This window comes from Campylobacter concisus (assembly GCF_002165815.1).
Taxonomy (GTDB): domain Bacteria; phylum Campylobacterota; class Campylobacteria; order Campylobacterales; family Campylobacteraceae; genus Campylobacter_A; species Campylobacter_A concisus_BH.
This window is the reverse complement of record NZ_NDYN01000001.1, coordinates 241080-254134: the sequence shown is the minus strand read 5'-3', so window position 1 is coordinate 254134 and position 13055 is coordinate 241080. Positions and strand designations below refer to the sequence as shown.

Sequence of the window (13055 nt, the reverse complement as noted above, 5' to 3'; positions counted from 1 at the left end):
TTAAGACCTTCTTACGATCTCTATCCACCTATCAAGCTCTTGTTGCTCGGCTTTTAGTGTGCTGCTTTCGCCGTGTCCTGGATAAAGTGCGAAGTCGCCTTTTAGATTTTTGCATTTTTCTAAACTATTTAGCATCTCGTTTTTGTTTGAAAATGGAAAATCCCAGCGTCCGATACTACCTTTAAATAAAAAATCCCCACTAAACATCGCATCTTCTATCTCTATCATCGAACAGCCCGGTGTATGCCCTGGAAAATGGTGAAATTTAAAAGAAAAGTCACCCACCGCAAAGCTCTCATCGCCATCAACTAAAATGTCTGGCACAAAGGTATTTTTCATATAGCCAAAAATGTCACTCTCACACATAAAAGCATCAAATTTATTGATATAAACTGGGATTTTTAGCTCATTTTTTAGCTCGCTCACGTCGTAAATATGGTCAAAATGCCCATGAGTGCAAAGTATCGCCTTTAAATTTTGTGCATTTTGCAAAACCCACTCTTTTGCCCCATCGCCTGGATCTATCACTAAACTTGAGCCATTTTTGGTGACGATGTAGCAATTTGTTCCAAAATCGCCAAAATTTTTATGCATTACTCTCATTTTTTACCTTAAATTTATTATTTCTTAAATATTTGCATCTTTTTACTTAAACTTAAAGAAAAATTTTAAATTTAATTAGTATAATTTTTGCAAAAGGAAGCAAATTTAGGCAAAGGGACAATGAAGGGGTATCAAAAAATAGAAGAAACCTTAGTTTTTAGCTTAAAAGATAAAACTAAAGGTAAAAAACTACTATTAGGCGTAAGCGGCGGTATTGATTCTGCTGTGGTTGCGACACTTTGTGCGAGAGCAAAGCCAGATGAAACTCATGCACTCATCATGCCAACAGCATCATCAAATAAAGAAAATATGGACGATGCCTTAAATTTATGCGAAAAACTAAACATAAAATACAAGGTTTTATCCATTGAGAGCATTTTAAATGCCTTTTACGAAACGATAGATGTAAATTTAAGCAATTTAAGAAAAGGGAATTTAGCAGCTAGAGTTAGAATGAGCTTGCTTTATGATTATTCATCTAGTATAAACGCTCTAGTCATCGGCACAAGCAACAAAAGTGAGCTTATGCTTGGCTATGGCACGATATTTGGGGATTTGGCGTGCGCGATAAATCCTATCGGAGAGCTTTATAAGAGTGAAATTTTTGAATTTGCAAAACATCTTGGTGTTGATGAAAATTTTATCAAAAAAGCGCCTTCAGCTGATCTTTGGGATGGACAAAGTGACGAGGGTGACATAGGTTACAGCTACGCTGTCATTGACGAGATTTTACAAAATTTAGAAAATAACAAGGAGCAAGCCATCAAAAAGTTTGGATCAAAAGCGGTCTTGGATATAGAAAATAGAGTTGTGTCAAACAGGTTTAAACGACAAATGCCGTTGATAGTGAAAATTTAAAGGATTAAAGATGAGAGAAATTCCGTTTTACAAACCGACTATCACTGAGCGCGAAAGTGAGCTTATCGAAGAGGCTTTGCATTCTGAAAATGCCACTGATACAGTTGCTAAATTTGAAGAAAAGCTAAAAGAGTACTTTGGTGCTAAATTTGTTATCACTACAAACAACATCGCAGCAGCGCATCATCTAGCGCTAAGTGCGATGGACACAAAGCGCGGCGATAAGGTCATCTGCTCAGTAAATGCCTTCCCTAGTATAGCTCAGGCTGTTAGACATTTTGATGCTGAGCCTATCTTTGTCGATATCGATGAAGAGGACTTTAACATCAGTCCAGAAGCCCTTGAAAAGGTACTAAAAGAGCAAAATCACAAAAAACTAAAGTGTGCTTTTATCTCACACATCGCTGGACAAAGTGCTAAGCTTGATGAGATAAAGGCTATCTGCGATAAGTATGGCATCGTCGTCTTAGACGACGCAAACCGCGGCATAGGTCTTACATATAACGGCAAAAAAGTCGGTTCAGACTCGTTCTTATCGTGCTTTCAGACAAACTCACGCGTGCAAAATCCAATCTCAACGGTTGGCTTTTTCACGACAAACGACGAAGAGGTCTATAAAAAAGCAAAATTGCTTCGCAACTACGCCCTTGTAAATGGTATAGATAAATTTGGTAGTTTAAGCTACATCTACGACGTTGTTGATATCGGTTTAAAATATGACATAAACTCGATAAATGCGGCATTTTCTATCGCTCAGCTTGAAAAGACAGACGAGCTTATAAAACGTAGAAAAAAGATCGCTGAAATTTACGATAAAGAGCTTAAAGAGTATCACAACATCACAACTCCAGTCAAAAAACGCGAGCACATCTACACTCAGTACATCATCAAGATAAATAAAAACCGCGACAGCTTTGCTAGAGAGCTTTTGGAGCGTGGAATTCACACTTCGCTGCACTACATACCGATACATTTGCTAAGCTATTATAAAAATAAATATTCGCTTAAAGTAAATGACTTCCCAAATGCTCTAAAAGCGTATCAGCAAGTCTTGTCGCTACCTATCTATCATAGTTTGAGCGATGAAGAGGTGCAATACATCTGCAACACGGTAAAAGAAATTTCTAAATCTCGTGTTTAAGAAATTTAACATCCTTTTACACGCCTGGGCGAATGACTACTTCTTTCGCCCAAATTTCTTTCAAATTTTACTAGCATTTTTACTTTTGCCACTAAGTCTTATCTACGCTTTAGTCGTTGTTTGCAAGAAATTTAGCGCGCAAAAAAAGGACTTTGGCATAAAAATAATAAGCGTTGGAAACTTAACCCTTGGAGGAAGCGGCAAGACCCCACTTTGCGTAGCTATCGCTAAAAATTTCGAAGGCGCTTTTATCATTCTTAGAGGATACAAAAGAAAGAGCAAGGGCATGCAAGTTGTCGCAAGGGATGGCGAAATTTTACTTGACGTGGCGGCAAGTGGCGATGAGGCGATGATATACGCTACAAGCATCAAAAACGCAAATGTGATAGTAAGCGAAGATAGAAAAGTAGCCATAGACTACGCCAAAAAGCATGGCGCAAAGTATATCTTGCTGGATGATGGATTTTCTAAATTTGATATAGCCAAATTTGACATCTTGGTGCGTCCAAACCCAGAGCCAAAGCTAAAGCTTTGCCTGCCAAGCGGGGCTTATAGATATCCATTTAGCTTTTATAAATTTGGTGATTTCATCGCACGTGAGGGGCAAACTCACTTTAGAAAGAGCGAAATTCTAAATAAAAGCGAAAAAATGGTGCTAGTTACCGCCATAGCAAACCCAGCCCGCCTTGAAGCATTTTTTAGCGAGTGCGTGGGACAGGTCTTTTTCCCTGATCACTACGACTTTTCAAAAGAAGAGCTAAGTGAAATTTTGCAAAGTTACGGCGCCACCTCGCTTTTGATGACGCAAAAAGACTATGTAAAGGTAAAGGATTTTGGGCTGAGAGTATCGCTTATCACGCTTGAAGTTACGCTAAGTGAGGAGTTTAAAAAGGTTTTGGCGAAGCAAATTTAAGCCCATTTTGTTATAATGAGCCACTTTTTAAAAGGAAAATTTAGATCAAAATGAGAATTTTAATCACCTCAGTCGCAAAGAAAAAAGAGGCAAAAAAACTAAGCAAAAAGCTCGTAAAAAAGGGACTTGCAGCTTGCGTGAGTAGCTTTAGCGCAAAGAGCATTTATCTTTGGCAAGAGAAGCTTTGTGATGAAAAAGAGCAAATTTTACTCATAAAAACGGACGTTAAATTTAAAAAAGTAGCTAAATTTATAAGAAAGCACCACAGCTACGAAACCCCAGAAATTTTGGCACTTAAGCCAAAAGATGTTTTTAAAAAATATGAAAATTGGATAAAAAAATCAACCAAAAAAGGTAAAAAATGAGACTAACACCAACTAGAAGCGTGAAAGATGAAAAGGTAAAAAATGTAAATTTAAGCACAGCCATGCTTAGCCCAAGCTCCGCTCACGGCGGACTTTACGCGCCAAAGAAGCTACCAAAGATCACAAAGGCAAAGTGGCAAGAGCTCTCAAGCCTAAGCTACGAAAAGCTCGCACTTCATATCATCTCGCTATTTAAATTTGATGTATCTGAGGCGTTTTTCAAAAAAGCGCTCAAGAGATATGCAAGCTTTGATGATCCAAAACACCCAGTCATTTTTAAAAAAATAGATAAAAATTTATACGTAAATGAGCTCTATCACGGCCCAACAAGGGCATTTAAGGATATGGCGCTTCAGCCCTTTGGCTCGCTGCTTAGCCAGCTAGCAAATGAAAGAGGCGAAAGATACCTTATCATGTGCGCAACTAGCGGTGACACGGGTCCTGCGACACTTCAGACTTTTGCAAACGACGAAAATATCAAGGTCGTCTGCCTCTATCCAGATGGCGGCACGAGCGAGGTGCAAAAGCTTCAGATGCAGACCATGCAGGGTGAAAATTTAAAGGTTTTTGGCATAAAAGGCGACTTTGATGACGCCCAAAGAGCGCTAAAAACGCTGCTTGCAAATGATAAATTTAAATCTGAGCTTAAGAAAAAACGCCTTAAACTAAGCGCGGCAAACTCGGTAAATTTTGGCAGAATTCTCTTTCAGATCATCTACCACGCCTACGCCTACGCAAATTTGCTAAAACAAAAGGCACTTAAGGCAAACGAGAGCTTTGATATCATCGTGCCAAGCGGAAATTTCGGCAATGCGCTTGGAGCGTATTACGCTAAAAAAATGGGCGCAAAGATCGGCAAGATCAAGATCGCCTCAAACGCAAATAACATCTTGACACAGTTTTTCACCACCGGCGTTTATGACCTAAGAGACAAAAAGCTGGTTAAGACGATAAGCCCAGCCATGGACATTTTGGTAAGCTCAAACGTCGAGCGCTTGCTATTTGATAAATTTGGTAGTGTTAGAACTAATGAGCTTATGCAAAGCCTAGCTAAAAACAAATTTTATAAGCTTAGCAAGCAAGAGCTTGAAGCGCTAAAAGAGGACTTTGAGGCTAGCTGGTGCGACGACAAAGAGTGCGAGGCATATATCGCAAAGCTCGCAAAGGGCGGCTATGCGATCGATCCGCATACGGCAACTTGCTTTAAGATGGTGGATACTAGCCGAGTAAGCGTCATCACATCGACCGCGCACTGGGTGAAATTTACGCCAAGCATGATCAAAGCGTGCCAGATCAAAGATACAAAAGATGAAAAAGATGCGCTCGCAAAGACCGCTAAAATCTTAAACGACAGCGTGCCAAGCTCGATAAACTCGCTGTTTAGCGCAAAAATTTTGCATAAAAATATCATAAAAGAGGACGAGATCGAAAAGTGCGTCCTAGAATGGATCGAGCGATGATAATCATCCCAGCCCGCCTTGCCTCAACAAGGTTTAGTAATAAAATTTTAAAAGAGATAAATGGCGTGCCGATGTTTGTGGCGACGGCTCTTAGAGTAAGCGGCGTGGACGATGTAGCGGTTGCGGTGGATGAGCCAAGCGTGCTTGATATCGCCAAGGCTCACGGCATAAAAGCAGTTCTAACTAGCAAAGATCATCAAAGTGGCACTGACAGGATAAACGAAGCGGCGCAAATTTTGGGGTTAAGAGGGAGCGAGATCATCATAAATGTTCAGGCTGATGAGCCATTTATCGAGCCTGAAAATATCGCTAAATTTAGGGCATTTTGCGAGCAAAATAGAGAAAAAGCCTTTATGTTTTCTTGCTATAAAAAGATGGACGATGAGTTTGCAGATGATAAAAATTTAGTCAAAGTGGTGACTGATTTTGAGGGATATGCGCTTTATTTTTCAAGATCAAGGATACCATTTAACAGAAGCGAGTGCAAAAGCTACAAGGCACACCTTGGCATCTACGGATACAGCGTAAAAAGCCTAAATGAGTTTTGCGGCCTCTTGCCTTCAAGCCTTGAAAATACCGAGAAACTAGAGCAGCTGCGCGCCATAGAAAATGGCAAAAGGATAGCGATGCTAGAGGTTGAAAGTCAAAGTATCGGCATCGACAGCGAAGAGGACTACCAAAGAGCGCTAGCTAAATTTGGCAAATGAGCCTAAATTTGCTCTGCTTTGGCGTCTTTGCTGCGGCAGAGCAAAATCTGAATTTTATAAATTTGGGTAATGATTTAGCTGATTTTTGTTTTTGATTTTGTGGCCTTGCTCAATTTAGCCATGTTATTGGTTAAATTTACTGCGTACTTCATATTTTAAATTTATTTGAATAATTTTGCCTATTTACTGAGATATTTTAAAACTAAGACAACCGCAAATTTTACTGAGTTTTGTTTTTGCATCGTGGTCTTGTCCGCACACTGTTTGGCAAAAAAAATGATTAAATTTTAGTTGTGTTGCTGCCTTTGTGCAAAGCTAAATTTAGTTTATATTTTTATTCGTTGGCATATCTTAAATTTTATAAATTTAAGGTGATCGCTTGAGCGAGATTTTTTATCTTTGGCTTTCGGTCTTGTTTGTGCGTGAGATGAGTGAAATTTGATTAAAATTTGGTTGTTTTACAATCATAAAACCAAACCAAAATCACTGATATTTTTAAAATTTGATAAATTTAAGATGATTGCAAGTTTTGACTTTGCGATTTTACTTGCGTCTCTACACGATATAAATTTGATAGCTCAAATTTGTTTCTTTGCTACTTTTCTAGTTAGTTACAAGGTCTGAAAAACCTAGAGAAATTTGACTGATAAATTTAAAAATTTCAGCCAAATTTGCCTTCGTAATCTAAATTTTCTCAAGCTTTGCTATGAAATTTTTAGCATTTATAAAGCCGATCGTCCTAAGTGCTTTTTGCTCTTCGCCACCTTTAAAAAGTAGAAGTGCAGGCGGATCGATGAGCCCAAAATTTCTTAGCATCTCATCGTTTTGTGCCCCGCCACTTGTCACGTCGATACGAATAAGCGTAAAATTTGCCAAAGCATTTTTCACGCCGGCGTCCTTAAAAGTGATGTGCTCTATCTCTTTGCAGCTCGCGCACCAGTCAGCGTAGAAGTCCACAAGCACTGGATTGCTTGAGCTTGTTAACATCTCATTTAGCTCGTTTAAATTTCTAGCTTGTTTGAAATTTAGCTCGCTCTCGTTTTTGGCTAAATTTAGCCCAGAAAGCGGCGAAAACGCGTCTTTTGAGCCCAAAAATGCACCGATTATTAGCATGAGCGAGTAGATAAAAACTAGCACGCAAAGCGCTTTTTTAAATTTAGCCCAGCCGCTATTTGCTGCCTCAAACGCTCCAAGATAAATGGCCGCAAAGACGCCTATGACGCCATAACCTAGTAGCTCAAAAAACGCTCCAAGCACGCGTGCGAGGATCCAAACAGCCATTATGAGCATCAAAAAGCCAAAGAGTTTTTTAACTTCATCCATCCAGCCGCCAGGTCTTGGCAGGAGCTTGCCTGAGCTTAGCCCTATCACAAGAAGCGGCGCGCCCATGCCTAGCCCCATGACAAAGAGCATGATGCCCCCATAAATGGCATCTCCGCTTTGCGCGATGTAAAGAAGTGCGCCTGCTAGCGGTGCTGCCACGCAAGGTGAGACAATGAGCGCTGAGGCAAAACCCATGATGAAAATGCCGATGAGGCCTGAGCTGTTTTGTGACTTTTTGCTGATCATATTTTCAAATTTAGAGGGCAGTTTGATGTCGTAAAAGCCAAACATACTAAAGCTCAAGATGATAAAAATGGCCGCAAACGCGCCAAGTACGTAGATGTTTTGCAGAGTCCCTGCGATGCCAAAGCCAAGCAGGCTTGCCCCAACGCCAGCAAGCGCGTAGGCAAGGCTCATCGCAACGACATAGACTAGCGAGAGCAAGAAGCCTTTTTTGGCATTTAGGCTGCCACCCTTTGAGACGATGATGCTTGATAGGATCGGTATCATCGGGAAGACGCAAGGTGTGAGCGAGAGCAAGAGACCGTAGCCAAAAAATGTCGCAAGCGAGATAAAAAAGTTTTTGCTGCTTAGCTCGTTTGCGATGCTTTGATCTTCTGAAAGCTCGGTAAATTCAGGATTTGTTTCATCTTTTTGCTCTTTTTCAAAGGCTATGATGCTAAATTTGTCAAATTTCTCAAAGATGTCGTAAATTTTAGTTTGCGGGCGGTAACAGATGCCATTTTTAGCACAACCTTGATAACTTAAATTTAGCCTAGCACTGCCGTTTTTAAGATGCTCTTTTACTAAATTTAATGGGATAAATAGTGAAAAATCTTTTGGGTAAATTTCATATTCGCCGGTGTTTTCGCTCTTTGGCATATTTAAGAGGTTGTTTATCTTCTCTTCGCCAAGTTTAACCTCAAAGCTATCTTTATAAAGGTAGATATTTTCGCCAAATTTAAACTTGATCTCAACACCTTGTTCATCGATACTGGGGCTTAAAACAAATGCCTTACTAACGTCTAAAACCTCGGCAAAAAGCGTGCCTGCAAACAAAATGAGAGAGAAAATAAATTTAAAAAACATGTTAATCCTTGCTAAATTAAAAGAGATGATTTTAGTCTAAATTCTTAAATTTATTCTATTTTATAGTAAAATCGTGAAAAAGCGTGAAATTTTTAAAAGGAGCGATGATGTCAAAAGATAAAAAGCACCAAAAGAGTGATAAGCTAGGCTACGAAGAAGAGCTAAGGCTGCTTCAGATAGAACTTTTAAAATTCCAAAATCATGTCAAAGACAAGGGTCTTAGGGTGCTTATGCTAATGGAGGGGCGAGACGCGGCTGGCAAGGGCGGCACGATAAAGCGCTTAACTGAGCATCTAAATCCACGCGGTTGCCGTATCGTGGCGCTTACAAAACCAAGTGATGTCGAGAAGACGCAGTGGTACTTTCAAAGATATGTGACACATCTGCCAAGCGCTGGCGAGATAGTGATCTTTGATAGGAGCTGGTACAATAGGGCTGGTGTAGAGCCAGTGATGGGCTTTTGCACGCAGGCTGAGCATAAAGAGTTCTTACGCGAGGTGCCAAAATTTGAAGAGATGATCATAAACTCAGGCATCATTTTCTTTAAAATTTACCTCTCGATCACAAAAGAGGAGCAAAAAAAGCGCTTTAAAGAGCGTCTAAACGACCCGCTAAAGCAGTTTAAAATCTCTCCAGTAGATCAAAAAGCGCAAGAACTTTGGGATCAGTACTCCATCGCCAAATACTCGATGCTGCTAGCCTCTCACAATAGCATCTCGCCGTGGGTGATCGTCTCAAGTGACAATAAAAAGGAGGCTAGGCTAAATGTCTTTAAATTTATCCTAACTCACGTCGAATATCCAAAAAAGATAGATGAGTATATAAAATACGACAAAAGCGTCGTAAGAGATGGAAGCGAGGAGATCAAGCGTATAGAAGAAGGGTTAAATAAAGATAAGCTAAAGAGCATAGACTAAATTTATTTGGGCTTGGTTGTAAATTTGGGCTTAAATTTACAACCAAATTTTGCTAAAGCCACCACATAAGTTTTGCCAAAATGACCATTATCAGGCAAAGAATAAGAGCTATGAGATGTGAAAATTTACCAAATGGATCTGGTTTTTTTAAGATAGTGACATTAAGAACAGAGATGAAAGTGATAAGACACATAAGAAGTAAAACTACGATCTTTGCTAGCAAGAGCTTTTGAAAGTTGCTTTGCCACCAACCATGCTCGCCTCCAAGATAGTCCTTTGCCATAAAAGCTCCACTTATCAAAAGCAGTAAAAACGCTGTGCCAAAAACCTTTGTACTGCCTTTTGTGTAAGCCTTTTTGACAGCTTCAAGAGTTTGTGGATTTATCGTTTTTTTGGCAAATGGATATATACAAACATCAAAAAATACATATCCTATAAAGATAATGGCGCAAACTAAATGCGTAATGAGAGAAAAAAGATACATTTTTTGCCTTTTTTGTTTGCATTATATAAATTTTATTAGTTGTATTTGCTGATTTTGATTAAGTATTGAGAAGTTGAAAAGATCCGAGCGAAAGCTCGCTCGGATAAATGTTTTTAAAAGCTATATTTTGCTTCAAATCTGATACGATCTTGTTTGTAGCTTTCGCCGTCTTTTTTGTCTTTAGCAGCTGCATACCAAGAAAGGAATGTAAGTTTTTTGCTGTATTTGTAGCTAGCATCAAGATACCATTCGTTTCTTTTTGCTCTCTCTTTACCAAGCGCGTAGCTGTAGCCTTTACCTTGAGTATATCCAGCACCAAAGCCAAATTTATCTATATCATATCCAGCATTAACAAACCAGTAGTCGTTGTTACCTTTAATATTGTTATAGTATTGTTTTCCGCCGCCACTCATAACACTATTTAGAATTTTAGTTGGGTTGATTAACTGACCATTTGCATCAATTGAAGTAAATGACCACTTATTATTATCTTTATTTTTAGCATCAAAGTCTAAATAACCAGCGTTAAGCTTAGCACCAAATAGTTTTGTGCCAGCTTGAACTGCCCAGAAGTTAGCATCAGCTACATCTTTGTGATCTGAGTCGTTATGGACAAATTGACCTTTTAGGTTTAGATTTACATCATCGGTTACATTAAAGCTAACACCAGCTTCAGCACCATAAAGTGTTGCTATCTCTTGAAGATTTGCAATAGCTGCTTTAAAAGATACTGGATCATAACTGCCAGCTGCACCTAAATAGTAAAGATTGCCAGCAGAACCATTAAATTTATCATTTTCAGTACCATTTACTATTCTATTAAGCAATGGACCATCTATTTCAGTACCGTCGCTTTGTAGTGCATCATAAGCTGCAGCTGTTAAAGTAAGACCAGGTACATCAGTACTTACTACTTTTAGACCAGTACCTGCTATATCACCATCATCATAGAAAGTTTTGATAAGTTGCTTGCCAGCTGTAATAGTAGTATTAGCTACTTTATAGCCTAAGTACATCTCATAAACGCCAAAAGTGTCGGTCGTACTTGTTTTATCTGTACCTTTTAGGTTTTTGTTGCCAGAATCATCTGTTTGATCATATCTTAAAGTTAAAACACCAAAGAAGTTATCGTCGATAGCTGCTTTAAATGATGTTTGTGCTCTGAAAGCATAACCAGCAACATCGTTTGTTTTTGCTTTTGTATCAGGGTTTGATTTGAAGTGATCATTTGTATAACGATATCTTGCATATCCTGAAAGATCTACGTTTTTTATAGCTTCTTCAAGTGGAGTTGCACTTGCAACGCTTGAAAATGCACCTAAAGCAACCAAAGCAGCTAAGCTAACTTTTGTAAGTTTCATCTAAATCTCCTTTTGATAAAAATGTTTTGAAAGGATATTATCATAGAAAATTAATTTTATAGCTTAAATTTCGTTAAAAATTTCAAAAATTATTACCGATTGTTTACCAAAATAAGATAATGAGATAAGATTTGTCTTTAAAAATTTGAGTTTATTTGAAGTTAAAAGATGAGAAAATTATATCTCATCAGTTAAATTTAGCCGTTGTTTTTAGCCTGCGCCTCTTCGCGCTCTCTCTTTTGTCTTATGGCGGCTTCTTTTTGGATATTTTTTTGTTGAGTGACAAAGATATGCTCTTCGAGCGTGACTAGCTGAAAGATGCCCTCAAAGATCTTGATCTCTTTTACGTAGCCTATCACTTTTACCTCTCTTTTTCTACTCTCTTCAAACCTTGCTTGTGCGTCAAATTCGACCACATCGCCAAGCTTGAGCGGTCCAAAGAAATTTATCCTAGCTCCGATGCTAACGCAAAATTCTTCATTTATAGCTAAAAGTGCTGCGTAGTTAGCCCCCATGAAGACAAAACCGCTATGTATGAGCCCCTCAGCATCGCTCACCATATCAGCCGTGGTAAAAAATCTAGTTTTTGCGTGATTTTTCTCAAGTAAAAATGCCGTTCCACTAAAATTTAGCTTTGTTAAAGGAGCTGTTTTTATCTCGTTTCTTAGCGGGTTTTCGTCCTCTGGGAGGATTATTTGTGATTCATCTTTTGCTTCAAAAATATTTTCATCTGCCATATTTATCCTTAAATTTTAACTCTTATATAGGCTCTTTTTGGTGCTGGATAGCCCTCGATAGTCTTTGTGTTGTCGTCTGGGTCTAAGAAATTTGAAAGACTCTCTCCATCTATCCACTGTGTTTTTCGCTGTTCGTTTAGATCAGTAGCCTTTGTCTCAAGCAGGGTAAAATCCTTAAATTTAGCCCTCTCACACCAGTTACAAAGCGCGCTAAGCGTTGGCACAAAGTAGATATTTGGAATTTTTGAGTACCTATCCTTTGGTGTAAGTGCAAAGTCGCCATCCATATCTATATACATCGTATCTAAAAATAGCTCGCCGCCTGGATTTAGCGCGGTTTTTAGCTCTTTTAGCATCTTTATAGGATCGCTTCTATGATAGATGACACCAAGGCAAAAAATGGTGTCAAATTTCGCTGCGTATTCTGGCAAGCTCTCTACCCCAAGAAGCTCATAGTTGATATTTGAGCGGATAAATTTATTTAAAAACTTAAACTGTAAAAATGTATGCACGCTAGGATCAAAGCCAGTTATGCTTTTTGGGCCGTACCCAAGCATCTTAAACATATAATATCCATTGTTACAACCCACATCAGCCACGCACTTGCCAGCTAAATTTAGGTGGGGGGCAAGGATATTAAATTTAATAAAACTTTGCCACTCGCTATCTATATATATATCATCAAGTAAAAATGGCCCTTTTCGCCAAGGCTTTAGGCTAAGGGCGAGGTTATAAATTTCATCTTTGCTCGCAGCGCTTAGCTCTTTAAATTTGACATTTACGCTCTCACTAAGGCTAAATTCGCAATCAAAATTTGCTAAATTTTCTATCCTATTTAAAAATTGCTTTTGCTGCTCGTTAAATTTGCTAAGATCCACGCTATTTCCAGTCGACGATGTTGTGCGGACACTCTTTTTGGTAGGTGCCAGTCGCGTCATAATACTCTTTACAATCATTATAATATTGCGTCGAAACTCCGCGCTCGTTCATATAAAGACAACCATTGCAAAATAGCGCTATAAAGCCTAAAAATATAATCTTTTTCATGTGGCGGATTTTATCATAAATAAAAATTTTATGCTAGAATAGCGGGCAAT

General features: G+C 38.8%; 14 protein-coding genes. 7 read left to right on the top strand and 7 right to left on the bottom strand.

The genetic code is table 11. The features are described 5' to 3' along the window. The gene (locus B9N65_RS01410; RefSeq protein ID WP_087582520.1) at positions 1-603 is read right to left on the bottom strand and encodes an MBL fold metallo-hydrolase; all 603 of its coding nucleotides are present in this window, start codon (positions 601-603) and stop codon (positions 1-3) included. Positions 604-723: 120 nt separating this feature from the next. Here B9N65_RS01410 and B9N65_RS01405 point away from each other — a divergent pair, with 120 nt between their 5' ends. From B9N65_RS01405 to kdsB, 6 genes are read left to right on the top strand one after another with little or no spacing between them, the layout of a single operon-like run. Then, positions 724-1461 carry an NAD+ synthase gene (locus B9N65_RS01405; protein WP_087582519.1) on the top strand — a complete coding sequence of 246 codons (738 nt, stop codon included), beginning with the start codon at positions 724-726 and terminating at the stop codon, positions 1459-1461. Positions 1462-1471: 10 nt separating this feature from the next. After that, positions 1472-2602, top strand: a complete 1131-nt coding sequence (locus tag B9N65_RS01400) for a DegT/DnrJ/EryC1/StrS family aminotransferase (protein ID WP_087582518.1) — start codon at positions 1472-1474, stop codon at positions 2600-2602. Further along, positions 2595-3515, top strand: coding sequence for a tetraacyldisaccharide 4'-kinase (locus B9N65_RS01395; protein WP_087582517.1), 921 nt, complete (start codon positions 2595-2597; stop codon positions 3513-3515). The genes B9N65_RS01400 and B9N65_RS01395 overlap by 8 nt, the downstream gene beginning before the upstream one ends. A 50-nt stretch (positions 3516-3565) precedes the next feature. Then, entirely contained in the window at positions 3566-3880 is a 315-nt protein-coding gene (cutA, locus tag B9N65_RS11385; protein WP_021090148.1) for a divalent-cation tolerance protein CutA, read from the top strand. Further along, positions 3877-5340, top strand: coding sequence for a threonine synthase (thrC, locus tag B9N65_RS01385; protein ID WP_087582516.1), 1464 nt, complete (start codon positions 3877-3879; stop codon positions 5338-5340). The genes cutA and thrC overlap by 4 nt, the downstream gene beginning before the upstream one ends. Then, the gene (kdsB, locus tag B9N65_RS01380) at positions 5337-6047 is read left to right on the top strand and encodes a 3-deoxy-manno-octulosonate cytidylyltransferase (RefSeq protein WP_087582515.1); all 711 of its coding nucleotides are present in this window, start codon (positions 5337-5339) and stop codon (positions 6045-6047) included. Before thrC ends, kdsB begins: the two co-directional genes overlap by 4 nt. A gap of 684 nt (positions 6048-6731) precedes the next feature. Here kdsB and dsbD read toward each other — a convergent pair. Further along, positions 6732-8459, bottom strand: coding sequence for a protein-disulfide reductase DsbD (dsbD, locus tag B9N65_RS01375; protein ID WP_087582514.1), 1728 nt, complete (start codon positions 8457-8459; stop codon positions 6732-6734). A gap of 107 nt (positions 8460-8566) precedes the next feature. On the opposite strand from dsbD, the gene ppk2 reads away from it, so the two are divergent. Further along, a complete protein-coding gene (gene ppk2, locus B9N65_RS01370; protein WP_087582513.1) occupies positions 8567-9376 on the top strand; it encodes a polyphosphate kinase 2 in 810 nt (269 codons plus the stop codon). Positions 9377-9428: 52 nt separating this feature from the next. Here ppk2 and B9N65_RS01365 read toward each other — a convergent pair whose 3' ends face one another. From B9N65_RS01365 to B9N65_RS10965, 5 genes are all read right to left on the bottom strand, one after another. Beyond that, entirely contained in the window at positions 9429-9860 is a 432-nt protein-coding gene (locus tag B9N65_RS01365; RefSeq protein ID WP_087582512.1) for a trehalose-6-phosphate synthase, read from the bottom strand. Positions 9861-9973: 113 nt separating this feature from the next. Then, complete coding sequence (locus B9N65_RS01360; RefSeq protein WP_087582511.1) at positions 9974-11221, bottom strand: major outer membrane protein; 1248 nt, start codon at positions 11219-11221, stop codon at positions 9974-9976. A 197-nt stretch (positions 11222-11418) separates the two neighbouring features. Then, a complete protein-coding gene (locus B9N65_RS01355; protein ID WP_087582510.1) occupies positions 11419-11958 on the bottom strand; it encodes a thioesterase in 540 nt (179 codons plus the stop codon). Between the two features lie 8 nt (positions 11959-11966). Continuing rightward, positions 11967-12836 (bottom strand): tRNA 5-methoxyuridine(34)/uridine 5-oxyacetic acid(34) synthase CmoB, encoded by an 870-nt coding sequence (cmoB, locus tag B9N65_RS01350; RefSeq protein ID WP_257640013.1) that lies wholly within the window; start codon positions 12834-12836, stop codon positions 11967-11969. Between the two features lies 1 nt (position 12837). Continuing rightward, positions 12838-13005, bottom strand: coding sequence for a hypothetical protein (locus tag B9N65_RS10965; protein ID WP_002942642.1), 168 nt, complete (start codon positions 13003-13005; stop codon positions 12838-12840). Positions 13006-13055 lie beyond the last annotated feature (50 nt).

Coding starts and splice junctions, on each gene's coding strand:
- B9N65_RS01410 (WP_087582520.1), bottom strand. CDS start 603: ATGAGAGTAATGCATAAAAATTTTGGCGATTTTGGAACAAATTGCTAC.
- B9N65_RS01405 (WP_087582519.1), top strand. CDS start 724: ATGAAGGGGTATCAAAAAATAGAAGAAACCTTAGTTTTTAGCTTAAAA.
- B9N65_RS01400 (WP_087582518.1), top strand. CDS start 1,472: ATGAGAGAAATTCCGTTTTACAAACCGACTATCACTGAGCGCGAAAGT.
- cutA (WP_021090148.1), top strand. CDS start 3,566: ATGAGAATTTTAATCACCTCAGTCGCAAAGAAAAAAGAGGCAAAAAAA.
- thrC (WP_087582516.1), top strand. CDS start 3,877: ATGAGACTAACACCAACTAGAAGCGTGAAAGATGAAAAGGTAAAAAAT.
- kdsB (WP_087582515.1), top strand. CDS start 5,337: ATGATAATCATCCCAGCCCGCCTTGCCTCAACAAGGTTTAGTAATAAA.
- dsbD (WP_087582514.1), bottom strand. CDS start 8,459: ATGTTTTTTAAATTTATTTTCTCTCTCATTTTGTTTGCAGGCACGCTT.
- ppk2 (WP_087582513.1), top strand. CDS start 8,567: ATGTCAAAAGATAAAAAGCACCAAAAGAGTGATAAGCTAGGCTACGAA.
- B9N65_RS01365 (WP_087582512.1), bottom strand. CDS start 9,860: ATGTATCTTTTTTCTCTCATTACGCATTTAGTTTGCGCCATTATCTTT.
- B9N65_RS01360 (WP_087582511.1), bottom strand. CDS start 11,221: ATGAAACTTACAAAAGTTAGCTTAGCTGCTTTGGTTGCTTTAGGTGCA.
- B9N65_RS01355 (WP_087582510.1), bottom strand. CDS start 11,958: ATGGCAGATGAAAATATTTTTGAAGCAAAAGATGAATCACAAATAATC.
- B9N65_RS10965 (WP_002942642.1), bottom strand. CDS start 13,005: ATGAAAAAGATTATATTTTTAGGCTTTATAGCGCTATTTTGCAATGGT.